General features: G+C 40.5%; 17 protein-coding genes. 1 reads left to right on the top strand and 16 read right to left on the bottom strand.

Annotation, left to right across the window (positions count from 1 at the left end; translation table 11 throughout):
• The 16 genes from dnaE to rpsB form a co-directional block, all read right to left on the bottom strand.
• A complete protein-coding gene (gene dnaE / locus ABN256_RS14310) occupies positions 1–3,483 on the bottom strand; it encodes a DNA polymerase III subunit alpha (protein ID WP_349439622.1) in 3,483 nt (1,160 codons plus the stop codon).
• A gap of 21 nt (positions 3,484–3,504) precedes the next feature.
• Entirely contained in the window at positions 3,505–4,095 is a 591-nt protein-coding gene (gene rnhB, locus ABN256_RS14315; RefSeq protein ID WP_006535883.1) for a ribonuclease HII, read from the bottom strand.
• Complete coding sequence (lpxB, locus tag ABN256_RS14320) at positions 4,095–5,267, bottom strand: lipid-A-disaccharide synthase (protein ID WP_349439623.1); 1,173 nt, start codon at positions 5,265–5,267, stop codon at positions 4,095–4,097. The genes rnhB and lpxB overlap by 1 nt, the downstream gene beginning before the upstream one ends.
• A 7-nt stretch (positions 5,268–5,274) precedes the next feature.
• Complete coding sequence (gene lpxA / locus ABN256_RS14325; protein WP_072070003.1) at positions 5,275–6,078, bottom strand: acyl-ACP--UDP-N-acetylglucosamine O-acyltransferase; 804 nt, start codon at positions 6,076–6,078, stop codon at positions 5,275–5,277.
• Between the two features lie 3 nt (positions 6,079–6,081).
• Entirely contained in the window at positions 6,082–6,534 is a 453-nt protein-coding gene (fabZ, locus tag ABN256_RS14330) for a 3-hydroxyacyl-ACP dehydratase FabZ (protein WP_006535887.1), read from the bottom strand.
• A 124-nt stretch (positions 6,535–6,658) separates the two neighbouring features.
• Complete coding sequence (lpxD, locus tag ABN256_RS14335) at positions 6,659–7,687, bottom strand: UDP-3-O-(3-hydroxymyristoyl)glucosamine N-acyltransferase (protein WP_196554688.1); 1,029 nt, start codon at positions 7,685–7,687, stop codon at positions 6,659–6,661.
• A gap of 3 nt (positions 7,688–7,690) precedes the next feature.
• Positions 7,691–8,188, bottom strand: a complete 498-nt coding sequence (locus ABN256_RS14340; RefSeq protein WP_036934019.1) for an OmpH family outer membrane protein — start codon at positions 8,186–8,188, stop codon at positions 7,691–7,693.
• A 90-nt stretch (positions 8,189–8,278) separates the two neighbouring features.
• On the bottom strand, positions 8,279–10,672 hold the full coding sequence (gene bamA, locus ABN256_RS14345) for an outer membrane protein assembly factor BamA (RefSeq protein WP_072070005.1): 2,394 nt from the start codon (positions 10,670–10,672) through the stop codon (positions 8,279–8,281).
• Positions 10,673–10,711: 39 nt separating this feature from the next.
• Positions 10,712–12,064 (bottom strand): sigma E protease regulator RseP, encoded by a 1,353-nt coding sequence (rseP, locus tag ABN256_RS14350; RefSeq protein ID WP_196554690.1) that lies wholly within the window; start codon positions 12,062–12,064, stop codon positions 10,712–10,714.
• A 9-nt stretch (positions 12,065–12,073) separates the two neighbouring features.
• Positions 12,074–12,937: a phosphatidate cytidylyltransferase gene (gene cdsA, locus ABN256_RS14355; RefSeq protein WP_349439624.1), complete on the bottom strand. Its 864-nt coding sequence runs from the start codon at positions 12,935–12,937 to the stop codon at positions 12,074–12,076.
• A gap of 1 nt (position 12,938) precedes the next feature.
• The gene (uppS, locus tag ABN256_RS14360) at positions 12,939–13,640 is read right to left on the bottom strand and encodes a polyprenyl diphosphate synthase (protein WP_208105101.1); all 702 of its coding nucleotides are present in this window, start codon (positions 13,638–13,640) and stop codon (positions 12,939–12,941) included.
• A 281-nt stretch (positions 13,641–13,921) separates the two neighbouring features.
• Positions 13,922–15,115: a 1-deoxy-D-xylulose-5-phosphate reductoisomerase gene (gene ispC / locus ABN256_RS14365; protein WP_196554691.1), complete on the bottom strand. Its 1,194-nt coding sequence runs from the start codon at positions 15,113–15,115 to the stop codon at positions 13,922–13,924.
• Positions 15,116–15,306: 191 nt separating this feature from the next.
• Positions 15,307–15,864, bottom strand: a complete 558-nt coding sequence (gene frr / locus ABN256_RS14370) for a ribosome recycling factor (RefSeq protein ID WP_072070010.1) — start codon at positions 15,862–15,864, stop codon at positions 15,307–15,309.
• 112 nt (positions 15,865–15,976) lie between these two features.
• Positions 15,977–16,705 (bottom strand): UMP kinase, encoded by a 729-nt coding sequence (pyrH, locus tag ABN256_RS14375; RefSeq protein WP_023582710.1) that lies wholly within the window; start codon positions 16,703–16,705, stop codon positions 15,977–15,979.
• Positions 16,706–16,839: 134 nt separating this feature from the next.
• Positions 16,840–17,691: a translation elongation factor Ts gene (gene tsf / locus ABN256_RS14380; protein WP_023582711.1), complete on the bottom strand. Its 852-nt coding sequence runs from the start codon at positions 17,689–17,691 to the stop codon at positions 16,840–16,842.
• Positions 17,692–17,826: 135 nt separating this feature from the next.
• The gene (rpsB, locus tag ABN256_RS14385) at positions 17,827–18,552 is read right to left on the bottom strand and encodes a 30S ribosomal protein S2 (protein ID WP_036934040.1); all 726 of its coding nucleotides are present in this window, start codon (positions 18,550–18,552) and stop codon (positions 17,827–17,829) included.
• A gap of 597 nt (positions 18,553–19,149) precedes the next feature.
• Between rpsB and map the strand changes: the two genes are divergently transcribed.
• Positions 19,150–19,947 carry a type I methionyl aminopeptidase gene (gene map / locus ABN256_RS14390; RefSeq protein WP_196554692.1) on the top strand — a complete coding sequence of 266 codons (798 nt, stop codon included), beginning with the start codon at positions 19,150–19,152 and terminating at the stop codon, positions 19,945–19,947.
• Positions 19,948–20,069 lie beyond the last annotated feature (122 nt).

A 20,069-nucleotide genomic window follows, 5' to 3' on the forward strand; every position in this document is an offset into this window, starting at 1 on the left:
TTAGTCAAATTCTAATTCTACCTGCTCATTACCCAGCAGAGTTCGCAGATCCGTTAAAAGCATATCTGTTGGCGTTACGCGCCAAGTCGCACCAAATCGTAAGCGTGCGCAGGCATCATGCTTTTCAAAATAAAGATGAACCGGTATCGTGCCTGAACGATGAGGTTCTAAAACGCCGCGAAGACGATTTAATAATTGCTCATTAATTTGCCTGTCTGATAACGAGATAGCAAGTCCTCGTGCATATTTTTCACGGGCTTCGTTGATATCCATAAGTTCGCGGACTGTCATTTTAAGCCCACCATTGAAATCATCAAAGCTGACCTGCCCGGTAGCAATTAAAATCTTGTCTTGTTCTAATAAATGTTGGTATTTATCCAATGCATCAGAAAATAACATAATTTCTAAGCGACCTGAACGATCATCTAAGGTACACACGCCAATTCGGTTTCCTCGTTTTGTCGTAAATACTTTAGACGCTAACACTAAACCCGCGACTTTCACCATTTGGCCACGTGGCGTTGGTACTAAATCTTTTAGACGCGTTCCTGCGGCATATCGTTCAATTTCTTTTAAATAACGAGTGATCGGATGACCTGTTAAATATAAACCTAATGTCTCTCGCTCACCTTCTAAAACAACTTGTTCCGGCCATTTAGGTATATTGGCATAAGAACGCTCAACTTGTTCAGGAGCTTCTGCTAACACGCCAAACATATCCGATTGCCCTATTGCTTCAGCTTTGGCATGTTGATCTGCCGCTTTTAATGCATCTTCTAATGAAGACATCAATGCGGCACGATGAGGCCCTAACTTATCGAATGCGCCTGACATTATCAGTTTTTCCATCACTCGGCGATTCAATTTTTTCGTTTCTGTTCTAGCACAGAGATCAAAAATATCTTTAAAGTGACCGCCTTGCTGACGCGCTTCTACTATTGCCTCAATTGGGCCTTCACCCACTCCTTTTATCGCACCAATACCGTAAACGATTTCACCTTCATCATTTACGTGAAAATGATATAAACCACTATTAATATCAGGAGGAAGAACTTTTAATCCCATTCTCCAACATTCATCAACTAACCCCACCACTTTTTCTGTGTTATCCATATCTGCCGTCATTACAGCAGCCATAAATTCAGCAGGATAGTGGGCTTTTAGCCATAACGTTTGATATGAAACTAAAGCATAAGCAGCTGAGTGCGATTTATTAAATCCATAACCGGCAAATTTCTCCACCAAGTCAAAGATCCGCATGGCAAGTTCGCCATCAACACCGTTTTTGATAGCTCCTTCTTCAAATACAGAACGCTGCTTTGCCATCTCTTCAGGTTTTTTCTTACCCATTGCGCGTCGTAACATATCCGCGCCACCCAGCGTATATCCAGCAAGAACCTGCGCGATTTGCATAACCTGTTCTTGATATAAGATAACGCCATAGGTAGGCTCTAAAACAGGCTGTAAGCTCTCATGTTGCCATTTAACATCAGGATAAGAGATCTCTTCAACACCGTGTTTACGGTCAATGAAGTTATCCACCATACCTGATTGCAATGGACCAGGGCGAAATAAGGCCACTAATGCAATCATATCTTCAAAGCAGTCAGGACGTAGACGCTTGATAAGATCTTTCATACCACGAGATTCTAACTGAAATACCGCGGTCGTTTCAGAACGCTGCAATATATCGAAACTACGCTGATCCGTTAATGGGATCGCAGAGATATCAACTGGTTCCAGTGATTTTTTTTCACGTCGGGCATTAATCATTTCTAATGCCCAGTTAATGATAGTGAGTGTTCTTAATCCTAAGAAGTCGAATTTAACAAGACCTGCATATTCAACGTCATTCTTATCAAATTGTGTAACTGGGTTATTTCCTTCTGCATCACAATAAAGCGGTGCAAAATCAGTAATTTTCGTTGGTGATATAACCACACCACCCGCATGTTTACCCGCATTACGTGTCACCCCTTCTAATTTACGGGCCATATCAATAAGAGATTTAACCTCTTCATCGGCTTCATAAATTTCAGGTAACTGAGGTTCTGCGGCAAACGCTTTTTCTAGCGTCATTCCAGGATCTGGCGGTACAAGCTTCGAAATTCTATCAACAAAACCGTAAGGATGCCCTAAAACACGCCCAACATCTCGGATAACCGCTTTTGCCGCCATCGTACCAAATGTAATAATCTGAGATACCGCATCACGACCGTACATATCAGCAACGTGATCAATTACCCTATCGCGTTTTTCCATACAGAAATCGACGTCAAAGTCAGGCATTGAAACACGTTCAGGGTTAAGAAAGCGTTCGAAAAGTAAATCAAATTCTAAAGGATCAAGGTCAGTGATTTTGAGTGAATAAGCGACTAATGATCCTGCACCCGAACCTCGTCCCGGCCCCACAGGAACACCATTATCTTTAGACCACTGAATAAACTCCATCACGATAAGGAAGTAACCAGGGAATCCCATCTGATTGATTACTTTTAGCTCTATATCAAGACGTTCATCGTATTCAGGGCGTCTTTTTTGTCGTTCTTCGGGATCTGGAAACAGAAAAGCTAAACGCTCTTCCAAACCGTCTTTAGATTTTTTAACGAGGAAATCTTCGGTACTCATATCCCCAGTTGGGAATTGAGGAAGAAAGTATTCCCCTAAACGAATGGTAACATTACAACGTTTGGCGATTTCAACGCTGTTTTCTAATGCTTCAGGTATATCAGCAAATAACTCACACATCTCTTCCTCTGTGCGCATATATTGCTGAGGACTATAATTTTTTGGACGCTTGGGATCTGAGAGTGTAAAACCATCATGGATTGCAACGCGAATTTCATGTGCATCAAAATCATCACTATCCAGAAAACAGACGTCATTCGTTGCAACAACTGGTAAGCCTTTTTCAGAAGCGAGTGCTACAGCTTCATGCAAATAGCTTTCTTCGTCAGGGCGACCAGTTCGAATAAGTTCTAAATAATAACTATCAGGAAAGTGAGTTTGATAATACTCAAGACATTGATCAACTAAGGCACGATTTCCTCGGAGCAAGAACTTACCTACATCGCCCATTCTTCCACCCGAAAGCAACAAGAGTCCTTCTTTATAGGTTGTTAGCCACTCTTGTTTAATAATCGGCCCTGCGGCGCCATAACCATGTTTGTAAGCTTCAGAAATCAGTAAGGTAAGATTTTGATAACCTACATTATTGCGAGCAAGAATGGTGAGGTGGGCATATTCATCGCCTAATAATTCTGTTTCGAGGTAAACATCGGCACCAATTATAGGTTTAATGCCCGCACTATGTGCGGCACCATAAAACTTCACTAACCCACATAAGTTAGTGAAATCAGTAATCGCAAAAGCAGGCATTCCCAGCGAAGCCACTTTCTTCACAAGAGGCCCTGTTTTTGCCAATCCATCGATCATTGAATAATCGCTGTGTACCCTAAGATGGATAAAACGAGGATCTGCCATAATATTTAATTACTCTGTGGATTACTTTAAATTTAATGCTCGTTTTACAGGCGCAAAACTTTTTCGATGATAAGGGGTTGCCCCTAATAAGGCCAGTTTTTCCATATGGAAAACTGTTGGATACCCTTTATGTTTAGCAAAACCATAATCAGGGTAAAGCTTATCTAACTCTTCCATTTCTCTATCACGAGTGACTTTAGCAAGTATAGAAGCCGCACTGATTTCTTGAACTAAACTATCACCTTTTATGACTGCTTGAGAAGCCATTGGCAATTTAGGACAGCGATTACCGTCAATCAAAACCATATCAGGCGTAATAGATAATCCTGCAACCGCGCGCTCCATTGCTTTCATCGTTGCCCAAAGAATATTTAATTCATCAATTTCTTCAGGCTCTGCACGACCGATTGCCCAACATAATGCTTTTTCTTTTATTTCGTCATACAGAGCATTACGTTTTTTTTCTGTTAGCTTTTTAGAGTCTGTTAATCCTTCAATCGGGTTTGCCGGATCAAGAATAACAGCAGCCGTCACTACAGCGCCAACCAGAGGTCCTCGGCCTACTTCATCAACTCCAGCAATAAGATTTGCTTTTGGATATACAAATTCCATTATTTCTCTGCCAATTCTAATACTGCATTTGCTGCTTGCTCATCCGCATTACAGCGAATAGCACTATGAAGTTGTAAAAATATCTCTTTTAATTGATGTGCTTTTTCTTTATCTGTTAAAAGAGGTAAAAGTTGTTCTGCCAACGCCCTTGGCTCACACTCTTCTTGTAACAACTCTTTAATTATTTCTCGACCAGCTAATAAATTGGGTAATGAAACATAAGGTGTTTTCACTAACCTTTTTGCTAACCAAAAAGTAAATGGTTTCATGCGATAGCCAACAACCATTGGGCATTTCGTAAGCATACACTCTAATGCAGCCGTACCTGATGCTAACAATGTTGCATCACTTGCTGTCATTACTTCTCTTGCTTGCCCATCAAGTAACTGAATGTCGAGTTCAGGAGCAATATCTTGGTGGATCTGCTCGAATTGAATACGTCGTTTAGCATTCACCAATGGCACAACAATATGAAGTGTTGGTATTTGTTGTTTTAGTAACTGTGCTGTTTTTATAAAATCAGCGCTCAGCATCTCAACTTCTGCATGACGACTACCAGGAAGGAGAGCTAAACAAGAGACATTTTCAGGTATTCCGAGATGTTTACGGGCTGCTTTTTTATCCGGATGTAAAGCGATTGCATCCGCCATTGTATGACCAATAAAACGACAAGGAACCTGATATTTATCATAAAACGCTTTTTCAAAAGGCAAAAAAGCTAAGACAAGATCTGTCGCTTTACCAATTTTGAAAACACGTTTTTGGCGCCAAGCCCACACAGATGGACTGACATAGTGAATAGTTTTGATCCCTTTTTGCTTTAAACGACTTTCAAGGGTGATATTAAAATCAGGTGCGTCGATCCCCACGAAAACATCAGGCTTTAATTCTGAGAATCGTCGAGTGAGATCTTTTCTGATCTTTAATAATCGCGGTAAGCGTTCAAGAACTTCAACGATCCCCATGACGGCAAGCTCTTCCATCTCATACCAAGCTTCACAACCTTCAGCTTGCATAAGAGGCCCCGCGACACCGACAAAACGGATATTAGGATGCTTTTGTTTAAGAGCGCGGATTAATCCCGCGCCCAAGATATCACCGGACGTTTCACCAGCAACTAAGCCGATAACTAACGGACGCTGAACAGTAGATAATTGGCCTGACAAGGTCATATCCTAATTAGCGAATGATGCCACGGTTAGATTTTGCTGAGTTTTCCAGAAAATCACTGAACAACTTAACATACGGATTATTATTATCTGCAACCAGTTGTCCAATTTCTTCACGTGCTTCTTCCAGTGTTTTACCATTACGGTAAAGAACTTTATAAGCATTGCGAATTGCATGAAGATCTTCTTTAGCAAAACCTCGGCGTTTTAATCCTTCAATATTCAGCCCATAAGGGGTTGCGTGGTTTCCTTGTGCAATAACAAAAGGAGGAACATCTTGTGCCACACCTGAACATCCGCCCACCATAACGTGAGAGCCAATTTGACAAAACTGATGAACTGCACTCATACCACCGATAATCACAAAATCACCTAAAGTGACGTGACCACCAAGTGTTCCGTTATTAGCAATAATACAGCGGTCACCAATAATACAATCATGTGCGACATGCGTATTAATCATCAGTAAGTTGTCATTGCCGATTTTTGTGATATTGCCACCTTGGGTTGTTCCACGATGGATAGTCACACTTTCACGAATAAGGTTACGATCACCAATAATAACTTGTGTTGGCTCACCACGATATTTCAGATCCTGATTTGCTTCACCAATAGAGGCAAATTGATAAATCTGATTTTCTCGACCAATACGCGTATGCCCATTGATAACAACGTGAGATTTGATATCAGTACCTTCACCAATTTCAACGTTTGCACCAATAACGCAAAAAGGGCCAATGCGAACATTAGCACCAATTACTGCGCCCTCTTCAATAATCGAGGAAGGGTGAATGACTGCGGATTTATCTATCATAGGCTAGACCTCACGGCGGCGAGCACACATCATTTCAGCTTCGCAAGCAATTTCCCCATCAACTTTAGCGACGCCTTTAAAGCGAGCAACACCACGACGTTCTTTAATAAATTCTACCTCTAGGATCATTTGATCCCCGGGTAAGACAGGACGTTTAAAGCGAGCACCATCAATAGCAGCAAAATAGTAGAGCTCACCAGGTTCCAGCTTTCCTACACTTTTGAATGCTAAAATACCCGTTGCTTGTGCCATGGCTTCTAGGATCAATACGCCTGGGAAAATAGGTTTTCCTGGGAAGTGACCTTGAAAGAAAGGCTCATTAAAAGATACATTTTTTACTGCTCTTAGAAATTTCTTTTCTTCAAAATCAAGGACACGATCAACCAATAAGAATGGGTAACGGTGTGGAAGTAAATCTAAAATTTCTTCGATTTGCAGAGTATGATTCTCACTCATTGCAATACTCTTCCTGTCTAATAAAACTGCGTCTAATTAATAATAACACGACCTGCTGTGACTCAAAAAAGTGAGTTAACCCGCAGGTCGCAAAATAGGTAACAACCGTCGATGACGTACTTTGTTACTTGTCGCTACTTTCTACTTGACGTTCAAGCGACTTAAGTCTTTTTTGCATTTCATCAATTCGCAACACAAGTGCTGCGGTTTTACGCCATGCTTTGTTCGGTTGTAGCGGAATACCTGAAGAATAAACTCCCGGCTCAGTGATAGGACGCATTACCATACCCATTCCTGTTACCGTTACTTTATCACAGATTTCCATGTGACCATTGATAACACTTGCTCCACCAATCATACAGTAACGGCCTATTTTCAGGCTACCCGCCATGATGACGCCCCCCGCAACAGCGGTATTGTCACCTATAATGACGTTATGTGCGATTTGGCACTGGTTATCAATGATAACACCATTACCGATAACTGTGTTATCTAATGCGCCTCGGTCAATTGTTGTACATGCACCGATTTCTACACGATCGCCAATAACAACAGAACCTAATTGTGGAATTTTGATCCAATTACCACGTTCATTGGCATAACCAAAACCATCAGAGCCAATAACTGTTCCTGATTGAACTAAGCAATCTTTACCAATAATAACTTCATGATAAATCGATACATTTGCCCATAAACGGCTATTATCGCCGATATGCGCTTTTTTACCAACAAAACAACCTGCGCCAATCACAACATTATCACCAAGGATAACATCTGACTCGATAACGGCATTTGCACCCACTGACACATTTTTCCCTAATTTAACATCAGGAGAAATCACAGCGCTTGGGTGAATATCTTGTGCTGGTTGTGGGGTTGTATCCATAATCTGCGCCATTTGAGCATAGGCAGTATACGGATTTTTTACCACAAGTGCGGCAACCGGACAGAATGGGAGATCAGCTTCTGTTAATACAACAGCAGCTGCTTGACATTCAGTTAATTTCTCACGATAGCGACTATCAGAAAGAAATGTAATTTGTTCGCTATTTGCTAGGCTCATTGAAGCAAGACCGGCGATAGTGATATCACCATCGCCGTGTAACTGTGCATTCAATTGCTGAGCAAGATCAGCTAATCGAATTGAAAACATCTATTATTTAACCTGTTTTTGAACCTGAGCAGTAATATCTTTACCATCTGCGAAATAAGGTACAGTGTTAGCATCTAAAATAACATCATAGCCTTCTTTCTTCGCTACTGCATCAACAGCATCTAATACACGTTTCATGATTTTGTTACGTTCTTCAGCTTGACGACGGCTAAAGTCTTGCTCAAAAGCTTGTGCTTTTTGTGCATATGCTTCACGTTTAGCAACCAGATCTTTCTCTGTATTTGCACGTTGTGTTGCATTCATGGTTGGTGCATCTTTTTGATATTTCTCAACAGCGGTCTGTAATGCTTTACCTAAGTTCTGCAATTCAGTATCACGTGATTTGAATTCATTTTCCAATTGTTTCTCTACCGCATCACGGTTAGGAATTTGTTGGAGAACTTGACCGATGTTCACAACACCTACTTTATCTGCGGCTTGAACACCAGCTGACATGGTCAATGCCATTCCTAGGGCAGCGGCACATAACAATTTTTTCACGATTAAACTCCTTAAAACCAAAAATAATTTTTTGTCAGAAATCGGATGCCTAATTAAATATTAAATTAGGCATCAACTTTACTTACATCGCTACCACGTTCTACCAATATTAAACTGGAATTGCTCTGATTTATCGCCTTCATAATCTTTTATTGGTTTAGCATAAGAGAATACTAACGGACCTAAAGGTGATAACCATTGTAACGCAACACCAGTTGAAACACGTATATCACTTGCTCGGCTATAATCAGGCATACCTGCGGTCCAAGCAGAGTTTGTGCTACTCCAATTGGTATCCCACACTGTACCCGCATCAACAAACACCGATGTTCTAACTGAAGATGAATATTTATCATCGACAAATGGTGTTGGTGTGATCAGCTCAAAGCTTGCCACTGCCATGGCATTACCACCGATTGCATCACTTGATGGTTCACCTGGTTTTGGCTTGCCATTTGCATCAAGATAAATCGCTTTAGGACCGATGTTATTTGAACGGAAACCACGAACAGTACCAGAACCACCGGCGTAGAAGTTTTCATAGAATGGTAATTCTTTACCACCTAAACCATCACCGTAGCCTAAACGGCCTTTAAATAGCGTTACCCAAGATTCTTTTTCATTAATTGGGTAATAAGCCATACCGTCCCAAGTCACTTTATAGTACTTGTTGTCAGAGCCAGGTACAGTCACACGCCCACTTAAGTTACTTCTCACACCAGATGTTGGGAAGAAACCACGGTTTAAGTTATTGAAGGTCCAACCCAAACTGACAGTATAGTCGTCAGCATTAAAGGATTCTCGCTTATCAAAGCCTGGGTTTTCACCCATACTTTCAAGGTAACGCCACATTGCAACCTGCGGTTCCATACGTGACAGACCATTGTGAGTATAGCCTAAGCCAAGACGTGCTGAGTTATATTCATTAATTGGGAAACCTAAAGTTCCATCAACACCATAAGATTTATTGGTATAACCTGATAAATCAGCGTCATTTGCACGGAAGTCGTTATAGAAGATACGACCACCTAAGCTTACACCATTAACGGTAAAATACGGGTCAGTAACAGACAACTCAGCATAAGTTGAGTAATCATTTTTACTCGCATTAATCGCAACTGCGTTACCTGTACCTAACCAGTTATCTTGGGTAACACCCACTTGGAAACTCACACCACTTTCAGTACCGAAACCGACACCAAAGTTAAGGGAGCCTGTGTTACGCTCTTTTACGCGATAAACGATATCAACCTGATCAGGAGAACCAGGAATACGCTGAGTTTCTGTTTCAACCGTTTCGAAATACCCCAAACGATTTAAACGCTCTTTACCTTGTTCAACTAAATCGCTACCTAACCATGCACCTTCCATTTGACGCATTTCACGGCGTAAAACAGAGTCCTTCGTGATGTCATTACCTGCGAAACGCACTTGACGAACATAGAAACGGTTTCCTGCATCTACGTTTACATGCAGTTTAACGGTTTTATTTTCATCATTAATTTCAGGATTAGTCATAACACGAGGATAAGCATATCCATAACGACCTAACAGATTTTTAATATCATTTTCTGTTTTAGTCACTTGCGCGCCATTATAAAGAGAGCCAGGAGCAATTTGGATAAGCTCTTCAATATCTTTGGTATAGCCTGCCGTATTACCATTGATTTCGGTATTTTCTACCGTGTATTTATCACCTTCTTTCAGGTTAATGGTAATGTAAATTCCTTTTTTGTCTGGTGTTAAGCTGACATTAGTTGATTCAATATCAAAGCGAGCATAACCACGATCGAGATAGAAACTTCTTAATGTTTCTAAGTCACCAGCTAGTTTTTGTTTTTGATATTTTTCATCCGCAGCTAAGTTCCACCAAGGCACATCATCACGTAATTGGAAGCGGTTAACGAGCTCAGCGGTAGAAAACGCTTTATTACCAACAATGTTGATTTGCTGAATTGTTGCTGATACACCTTCTGCAAATACGAGTTTTAAATCAACACGATTACGAGGAAGAGGTGTAACAACTACTTTTACAGTTGCATTATATTTACCAACACTATAATAGAAATCTTCAAGCCCTTTTTCGATGTTCGCTAACATTGTACGGTCGAGTGTCTCGCCAATACGAATATTAGAAGCCTCAAGATTCTGTTTTAGCATATCTTCTTTGATTGCTTTGTTACCAGAGAAAGTAATGCTGGCAATTGTTGGACGCTCTTTTACTTGAACAATTAGTGTACTTCCGTCACGTAGAACACGGACATCATCAAAATTTCCTGTCGCAAATAACGAACGGATTGTTCGACTGATATCATCATTGCTAACCGAGTCTCCAACCCGGACAGGCATGTTCAGTAATGCTGCACCAACGGCGACGCGTTGAAGACCTTCAAATTGAATGTCCTGAACTACGAATCCGTCTGAACCGTATGCAGTGGCGCTGCCCAGCAGCAGCGACGCTATAAGCAACTTTTTCATCGCCATCGTTGTTTTGTGTTTTCCTAACCGGTCCCTGCTTACCAATTATAAGCGAGAGAAATCATTGAAAAGTGCAAGTCCCGTTAAAAGCATCAGTGCCATAATACCAATACGATAACAGAAGTCTTGTACACGCTCAGATACCGGCCCTCCCTTTATCTTTTCGATAACCAGGAAAAGCAGGTGCCCGCCATCTAAGACAGGCAGGGGAAACAAGTTAATGATCCCCAAATTGACACTAATAAGCGCCATAAACATCAAAAAATAAACAACCCCAGAATCAGCAGACATTCCTGCGCCTTTCGCGATAGAAACAGGTCCACTAAGGTTAGTTAATTTGACGTCACCAACCACTAACTTGCCAATCATTTTGACAGTTAAACCCATCAACTGCCATGTTTTATCAGAAGCTTCATACAGTGCTGAAAATGGGTTGTATTGTTGCATTATCAAGTATTGCTCATCAGGAGGTAATACTTGTAATTGCGCACCAACTTGCCCTACTTCAGTGCCGTCTTTCAGTGCAATAGCTGTCGGTGTAATCATTAATTCCAATGACGAGCCATTGCGTTCAACAAGAAGAGCCAATGTTTTATTTGGGCTTTGTCGAACAAAATAAGTAAATGGATGCCATGTATCTATTGGCTGACCATCAACTGTAACGATACGATCCCCTGCCTGTAAACCTGCTTTTTCAGCAACAGAGCCTACCGTTACTTCAACAATTTTCGAGTCCAATCTCGCGCCAACAGGCATAATCCCTAAAGATAAGATGGGATCTTGTTTTTCAGGTTCAAAATTCCACTGCTGTAAATTCAGTATATTCTCACTCTCAGAGAGAGAATTTGGATCTGATACAACGAATGAAACCTCTTTGGCACCAATTTTACTGACTAATGCTAAACGAACTGAATTCTGATCAGGCGTTTCGATACCTGCAACGGATTTTAGTTCCATTCCAGGCGTTAATTTTGCTTGTTCTGCGATAGAATTCGGACGAATGTCTGCAATTACAGGTTTTAATGCAGGAACACCTATCATAAAAACAATCCAATAGGCGACGATTGCTAACAAGAAGTTGGCAATAGGTCCTGCAGCAACAACGGCGGCTCGTTGCCCTACCGTTTTATTATTAAATGCTAGATGACGTCGTTCAGGTGGAACTTCACCAACACGTTCATCTAACATTTTTACATAGCCACCCAAAGGTATCCATGCGATAACAAATTCAGTGCCGTGTTTATCTACCTTTCGCCAAATAGCTTTTCCGAAACCTATAGAAAAACGCTCAACATAGATCCCACAACGCCTAGCTACCCAAAAATGCCCAAACTCATGTACCGTAATCAAAATACCTAAAACGATAATAAATGCGGCAAGATTCCACAGGATACCCATTACTTACCTTTATAGTTTAAAGCCAGAAGAAATCAGGAAGACTAATCCTGCAAAAACTGGGATAGCTGCAGTCAAACTATCAATTCTATCAAGCACACCACCATGCCCAGGTATTAATTGGCTACTGTCTTTTATGCCCGAAACACGTTTAAACATACTTTCAGCCAGATCACCAAATACCGATACAATGACAACAACACCTGATATTAATAATAAATTATCGGGAACTTCGATTACTGGTGCAAAATGGGTAAATAACCCTGAAGCTACAACAGCAGTAATCAATCCACCGACTAACCCTTCAAGGGTTTTTCCTGGAGACACTTTTGGAGCCATTTTATGTTTCCCCATTAAGCGTCCAAATGCATAAGCACCAGAGTCAGCAGCCCAAACTAATATCATGACATACAATAACCACCATGCACCTGTGTAAGTATCAGTGTTATACCCCAACATGCGCAATGCCATCATGCCACAATAAAAAGGAACAATCGTCAATATACCGAACAATAGCTTAATAAAAACTGAATTTTTCCACATATTGGCTGAATTCGGATAACTTACAACTAATAAAATTGCGGCTACCCACCAAATTAAACCAGCCCACAAACCATTTTTTATCATTGGGGTGTCGAGTAGGTGGTCAAAATTGGGTAAAGATAACTGCATAATTAATAACAATGCAGCAAAGCCTATCCCTGTTGCAATACGTTTACCTTGAGAATGCCAGCCAATAAATTGCGCCCATTCCCAACCTGCTAAGCCTGATATTGCAATAATCACTAACCCAAAACCTGCTGGAGGCAGTAGAAATAGTGCTGCAATAACAATAGGGATTAAAATTAATGCGGTGATGACACGATACTTAAGCAAGTTATCCTCCCAGATTTATAGTATCTGTTTCTGATGTAGTACCACCGAAACGTCTTTCCCGTTTAGCAAAAGCATCTAGTGCATTCTGAAAAACTTGTTCATCAAAATCAGGCCATAAAACCTGTGTAAAATAAAGCTCAGCATAAGCTATCTGCCAAATAAGAAAATTACTTATGCGATGCTCACCACCTGTACGGATCACAAGATCGACACAAGGTTGATTATGCAAGCAAAGATGTGAAGATATGGCATTTTCATTAATATCTTCGAGATTAATTTCTCCTTTTGAGAGAGAGGTCGCTAATTGTTTTACACTTTGAGTAATATCCCATCGTCCACCATAATTAGCAGCAATATTCAAATTAAGCCCTGTATTATTCGCAGTTAGTGCAACAGAATTTTTAATTCTGTCTTGTAGGCGACGGCTAAAACGACTGATATCGCCAATAACCGTAAGTTTAACATTGTGTTTATGTAGGCTTTTCACTTCGTTGTCTAAGGCGAAGACAAATAATTCCATGAGAGAACTGACTTCTTGCTCAGGCCTATTCCAGTTTTCGCTACTAAATGCGTATAACGTTAGTGATTCAATTTTGTGTTTTACGGAAAAGCTAACCGCATCCCGAACTGCTTTAATTCCCGCGCGATGCCCCGTTACTCGGAGTTTCCCTTGCTTTTTAGCCCAGCGTCCATTGCCATCCATAATGATAGCAACATGCTTTGGTTTTGATGCGGATGAATCGTCACTGGATAAGTTCACTCAATTTAACCCTTTGCTAATCTGATACTGATACAGACAGTCCTCTTCGGATAACCCATGCACAAAAAAACCGTGTCATCCACGGCCTTTGGCAAAGCCTCAAAGTTGCTAAAGCAGTAGCTTTAGTAATGAACTGTTAATTTTCATTATTGTCTTTAGTGATTCGGCAACTATACCATTAGCCAGAAAGACGAACAAACACCCTATATTAAATATAATCGCCATTATACAAATTGAGTGATTATCTGATGAGTTTCTAATCTGGCTAATTTATCAATTTCTAGAACATCATTAATACTTTGAGGCTCTGATAGGTCAAAATGTTCAACAACTTTGCGATTAATTTTAGCAATATCAGTAAATTTCACTTTTTCGTGTAAAAAAGCATCAACAACGATTTCATTAGCCGCATTTAACACTGTTGTTGCCGCTTGTCCACGCTTAGACGCTTCAATAGCAAGTGCTAAACAAGGGTAACGTTGGTAATCTGGGCGAATAAATTCTAGCGATTGAATCTCAAAAAAATCTAATGCTTTTGCACCTGATTGAGTACGATGAGGATAAGCCATTGAGTACGCAATTGGTGTTCTCATATCAGGTTCACCAATTTGAGCAATAATACTGCCATCACGGTAGCGAACCATTGAATGAATAACAGATTGAGGGTGAATAATTACTTCCATTTCCTCTTCTGAAGCATTAAAAAAATAGCAAGCTTCTATATATTCCAATCCTTTATTCATCATTGTTGCTGAATCAACTGAGATTTTACGTCCCATCGACCAATTTGGATGTGCACAAGCTTGATCTGGCGTCATTGCCTCAAGTTCTTCTAACGGGGTATAACGAAAAGGTCCACCTGATCCCGTTAGTAAAATACTGGTCACGCCTTCATCAGCTAAAGATGCGTGGCCTAAATTTTCTTGGATAGCTTTAGGTAAACTTTGATAAATCGCGTTATGTTCACTGTCAATCGGCAAGACAGTTGCGCCATATTTAGCCACCGCATCAAAAAAAAGACGCCCACTGGTTATCAGTGATTCTTTATTGGCTAATAAAATTCTTTTACCTTTCTCTATGGCTGCAAGTGTTGGTTTTAGTCCAGCAACACCAGTTATCGCAGACATAACTTGATCAGCTTCATCAAGTGCTGCTATCTCATTAATTGCATGGGAACCAGATAAAATCTCTGTTTTACAGGATGTATTGGCGAGTAACTGTCTAAGCTGATTTGCGCTTTGTTCATCAGACATCACTGCATATTTAGGTTTAAAGGTGACACATTGTTGCGCCATTTTATTTGCATTTTTTCCTGCAACTAAGGCAAGAACCTGATACTCGTCAGGATTATTTTCAATAACGGAAAGTGTGCTCGTTCCGATAGACCCTGTTGAGCCTAATATAGTTATTTGTTTCATTTATCAATCAATCAGTATGTCTACAACGTTTTAATTAAAGAGAATTATATCAGTATGACAAGGTAAATGAGGGAGAAAGATGAAAACTTTAATAAATAATGTGACAAAAAGAAGGTATTAAGCACGAAATTTCAAATAAATAACCAAAAATAATGCCGCTAAAAGCGGCATTATCAAAAAAAGATATAAAATTAGAATTCCATTAGCTCTGCTTCTTTCAGCGCTAATGCTTCATCTATTTTTTTAATGAACATATCAGTTAATTTCTGAATGTCATCTTGCGAACGGCGCTCATCATCTTCGCTGATTTCTTTATCTTTCAGTAATGCTTTTACTTTATCATTAGCATCACGGCGGATATTACGAACAGATACACGACCTTGTTCTGCATCACCACGAACAACTTTGATTAAGTCCTTACGACGTTCTTCAGTTAATGGTGGGAGGGGAACACGAATAATCGTACCAGCAGATGAAGGATTTAAACCTAAATCTGATGCCATAATCGCTTTTTCGACAGCGGGTGCTAAAGTACGGTCGAAAACCGTAATTGCCAGTGTACGGCCATCTTCTGCAACAACGTTAGCCACTTGGTTTAATGGGGTTGGCGCTCCGTAGTATTCCACTACAATACCGTCTAAAAGGCTTGGAGACGCACGACCAGTACGAACTTTATTAATCTGGCTTTTTAGTGCTTCAACGCTTTTATCCATGCGTTCTTGAGCATCTTTTTTGATTTCATTAATCACGTTATAAACCCTTGGGAACTGGTTATCTTCCAGTCGATATCAAACTCTATCGACATAAATGAATTGGCGTACTATTGATGTTAACGCCAAATTATACCGTTGTCTCTGTGTATTAAGCGTGAGAAATCAAAGTTCCTTCACTTTCACCCATTACAACCCGACGTAATGCACCTGGTTTATTCATATTGAATACGCGGATAGGCAAATTATGATCTCGGGCTAATGTGAATGCAGCAAGATCCATGACTTTCAATTCACGTTCTAATACATCCTGATAAGTCAGTGTTTCATAAAGTACTGCATCAGGATCTTTGGTTGGATCGGCTGAATACACGCCGTCCACTTTCGTTGCTTTTAGCACAACGTCAGCTTCAATTTCGATACCGCGTAAACACGCAGCAGAATCGGTAGTAAAAAATGGGTTACCTGTACCAGCCGAGAAAATAACAACTCGACCATGGCGTAATAAGCTAATTGCTTCTGCCCAACTGTAGTTATCGCAGACACCATTCAGTGGAAATGCAGACATAAGGCGTGCGTTCACATAAGCACGATGCAATGAGTCACGCATTGCTAAGCCATTCATTACTGTTGCAAGCATTCCCATGTGGTCACCGACAACACGGTTCATACCTGCTGCTGCAAGACCGGCGCCACGGAACAAGTTACCACCGCCAATTACAACACCGACTTGTATACCCAATTCAACGAGTTCTTTGATTTCCTGAGCCATGCGATCAAGTACGCTCGCATCAATACCAAAGCCTTCTGCGCCTTGCAGAGCTTCACCACTCAGTTTTAATAAAATTCGCTGATATACGGGTTTTGCATTGGTTGCCATGGTGTTCTGTCCTAAGCAGATTAGTCAATTGGAGGTTTTAGATAGCTTCTCTTTTAATAAAGAAAATAAACAGTCAGTGGAGATTGTAACAAAACAGAACCGCCATTAGGCGGCTCTGTTAACGCTAAGCGTTATTATTTGCTCATTGCAGCGACTTCTGCTGCGAAATCAGCTTCAACTTTCTCAATACCTTCACCTACTTCGAAACGAACGAAGTTGATAACATCAGCATTGTTTTCTTTCAGCAGTTCACCAACAGTTTTGCTTGGATCCATTACGAAGTGCTGACCAGTCAGAGAAATCTCACCGGTGAATTTGTTCATGCGACCAATAACCATTTTTTCTGCGATTTCGCGTGGTTTACCTGATTGCATTGCGATATCCATCTGAATTTGGTGCTCATGCTCAACAACATCAGCAGGAACATCTTCAGGACGAACATATTCTGGTTTGCTTGCAGCAACGTGCATAGCAATATGTTTGATCAGTTCTTCGTTAGCGCCTTTGGCTGAAACTAAAACACCGATACGAGCACCATGCAGGTAAGTACCTAATTCTTCAGCTTCTAATACAGCAACGCGACGAATATTGATGTTTTCACCAATTTTAGCAACTAATGCAGTACGTGCTTCTTCGAATTTAGCTTTCAGAGCTTCGATATCATCAGTTTTGTCTGCTAATACAGTAGCCATAACTTCTTTACCGAAAGCGATGAAACCAGCATCTTTAGCAACGAAGTCTGTTTCACAGTTCAGTTCAACCAGCGCACCGAATTTACCATCAGCAGCAACTTCTGCAAGGATGATACCTTCAGCTGCAACACGGCCTGCTTTTTTAGCTGCTTTTGCTTGACCTGATTTACGCATGTTGTCGATTGCTAATTCGATATCACCATTAGCTTCAACCAACGCTTTTTTACATTCCATCATGCCTGCGCCAGTACGTTCACGCAGTTCTTTTACCAATGCAGCGGTAATTCCAGACATTTGTTTCTTCCTCGACTTTTCTATGGGCTAGCCATAGATGTTCTCATAGCAGATGTGTAAAGGGGGCCTATTGAGGCCCCCTAACCAATATATAGCAATACCTGGTTAAATAAGGGCTCTTACGAGCATGCCTTATTATTCAGCTTCGACTAAGCCTTCTTCAGCCTGAACAGCCAGATCTTGAGAACGACCTTCACGAACAGCTGTAGCTGCAGCGGTCAGATATAATTTAACCGCACGGATTGCATCATCATTACCAGGGATAATGAAGTCGATACCATCTGGATCAGAGTTAGTATCAACGATAGCAAATACTGGGATACCCAGGTTGTTTGCTTCTTTGATAGCAATGTGTTCGTGTTCAGCATCGATAACAAACAGAGCGTCAGGTAAACCGCCCATGTCTTTGATACCACCCAGGCTGTTTTCTAACTTACCAAGTTCACGAGAACGCATTAACGCTTCTTTCTTGGTCAGTTTGTCAAAAGTACCGTCCTGAGACTGAGATTCTAAATCTTTCAGGCGTTTGATTGACTGACGAACAGTTTTCCAGTTAGTCAGCATACCGCCTAACCAGCGGTGGTTTACAAAAAACTGGTCACAGCTTTCTGCTGCTTCTTTAACAGCTTCAACGGCAGAGCGCTTAGTACCAACAAACAGGATTTTGCCTTTACGAGAAGCAATTTTGTTCAGTTCAACCAGAGCTTCATTGAACATTGGAACAGTTTTTTCCAAGTTAATGATATGAACTTTGTTACGCGCACCAAAGATGAATGGTTTCATTTTTGGATTCCAGTAACGAGTTTGGTGACCGAAGTGAACACCGGCTTGCAGCATATCGCGCATTGAAACAGTTGCCATTTTAGACCTCTATAAATTTAAATTTGGGGTTATTTCGTCCACAAATCCCATACGACCGACTCATCAGCTGTAAAGGTTTAACCTTTACATAAGAGCACCCCGGCGTTATGTGCCGATTTGTGTGTGTAATTAACACAATTGAATGTTCAGATTTACTGTTACTACTCTGGATGTGATGCAATAACAGAACTCCGGCGCGCTTTATACCATAAATAACCTTAAGAAACCACTATTACTTGTATTTGATAACGGCGTATTTGACATAAAGTTGGGGATATTAAACAGTGAAAAAAGAGATTATTAAAGCGATTGCTGTGAATATTGCTCTAATATCAAATCACTATAAAAAATGCCAAAGAGAAAAGCGCAATATGTAAAGACAATCAGATTCAGAAGGCGTAATGTTCGTAATTATTCTCGATATCAGACAGATTACACACATCCTCTTTATTGGCATGCCCACTTTCTGCTGATATCATAAATGGTAATCAGAATTATTTCTCATCATCATTCATTTAACCCGCAATACAAAATATGAAACAACCAACTTGTGTTATGTCATGAGTATTGTGGCCTTAATCTAAACGAAGAACTCAAATGGCTATTGTAATCAAGACAGAAGAAGATATTCAAAAAATGCGCGTCGCAGGTCGTCTTGCGGCAGAAGTTCTTGAAATTATCGCACCTTTCGTAAAACCAGGCGTAGATACTGCTGAATTAGACCGTATTTGTCATGAACATATTGTTAATGTACAACAGGCAATCCCTGCTTGTCTGAACTACCATGGTTTCCCTAAATCAGTTTGTATTTCTGTTAACGATGTTATTTGCCACGGTATTCCTAGCGAAGAAAAAATCCTTAAAGATGGTGATATTGTTAATATTGACGTCACTGTTATTAAAGACGGTTTTCATGGCGATACCTCAAAAATGTTTATCGTAGGAAAACCAACCATTCAAGGTGAGCGTTTATGTCGTATCACCCAAGAAAGCCTATATTTAGCAATTAAAATGGTAAAACCAGGTATTCGTTTACGTGAACTGGGTAAAGCTATTCAAAAATTTGTTGAAGGGCATGATTTTTCGGTTGTTCGTGAATACTGTGGTCATGGTATCGGAGAAGGATTCCATGAAGAGCCACAAGTTCTCCACTATGATGCAGATGATAGTGGTGTTGTGTTACAAAAAGGGATGGCATTTACCATTGAACCTATGGTTAATACTGGTGATTACCGTATTCGTACAATGAAAGATGGTTGGACTGTTAAAACCAAAGACAGAGGCTGGTCTGCACAATATGAACACACCTTAGTCGTTACTGATAACGGCTGTGAAATCATGACATTACGCAAAGAAGAAGAGCCGTTTATTTCTGCTGTTTTAATTAACGAATAACACTCTTCAGTTTACCGTGTAAAGGCGACATATTTTTTCGAGATGTGTCGCTTTTTTTATTTTATTTGTAATGGAATAGCAGAATTGCTAGTCAGGTTATCGTTTTAACATTAGTCTTAATG

This window comes from Proteus sp. fly-1008, assembly GCF_040140305.1.
GTDB classification, from domain to species: Bacteria; Pseudomonadota; Gammaproteobacteria; order Enterobacterales; family Enterobacteriaceae; genus Proteus; species Proteus vulgaris_B.

What these genes read in the sequence shown, in the direction of transcription:
- dnaE (WP_349439622.1), bottom strand. Translation starts at nt 3,483, where the DNA reads ATGGCAGATCCTCGTTTTATCCATCTTAGGGTACACAGCGATTATTCA.
- rnhB (WP_006535883.1), bottom strand. Translation starts at nt 4,095, where the DNA reads ATGGAATTTGTATATCCAAAAGCAAATCTTATTGCTGGAGTTGATGAA.
- lpxB (WP_349439623.1), bottom strand. Translation starts at nt 5,267, where the DNA reads ATGACCTTGTCAGGCCAATTATCTACTGTTCAGCGTCCGTTAGTTATC.
- lpxA (WP_072070003.1), bottom strand. Translation starts at nt 6,078, where the DNA reads ATGATAGATAAATCCGCAGTCATTCACCCTTCCTCGATTATTGAAGAG.
- fabZ (WP_006535887.1), bottom strand. Translation starts at nt 6,534, where the DNA reads ATGAGTGAGAATCATACTCTGCAAATCGAAGAAATTTTAGATTTACTT.
- lpxD (WP_196554688.1), bottom strand. Translation starts at nt 7,687, where the DNA reads ATGTTTTCAATTCGATTAGCTGATCTTGCTCAGCAATTGAATGCACAG.
- bamA (WP_072070005.1), bottom strand. Translation starts at nt 10,672, where the DNA reads ATGGCGATGAAAAAGTTGCTTATAGCGTCGCTGCTGCTGGGCAGCGCC.
- rseP (WP_196554690.1), bottom strand. Translation starts at nt 12,064, where the DNA reads ATGGGTATCCTGTGGAATCTTGCCGCATTTATTATCGTTTTAGGTATT.
- uppS (WP_208105101.1), bottom strand. Translation starts at nt 13,640, where the DNA reads ATGGATGGCAATGGACGCTGGGCTAAAAAGCAAGGGAAACTCCGAGTA.
- ispC (WP_196554691.1), bottom strand. Translation starts at nt 15,115, where the DNA reads ATGAAACAAATAACTATATTAGGCTCAACAGGGTCTATCGGAACGAGC.
- pyrH (WP_023582710.1), bottom strand. Translation starts at nt 16,705, where the DNA reads ATGGCAACCAATGCAAAACCCGTATATCAGCGAATTTTATTAAAACTG.
- tsf (WP_023582711.1), bottom strand. Translation starts at nt 17,691, where the DNA reads ATGTCTGGAATTACCGCTGCATTGGTAAAAGAACTGCGTGAACGTACT.
- rpsB (WP_036934040.1), bottom strand. Translation starts at nt 18,552, where the DNA reads ATGGCAACTGTTTCAATGCGCGATATGCTGCAAGCCGGTGTTCACTTC.
- map (WP_196554692.1), top strand. Translation starts at nt 19,150, where the DNA reads ATGGCTATTGTAATCAAGACAGAAGAAGATATTCAAAAAATGCGCGTC.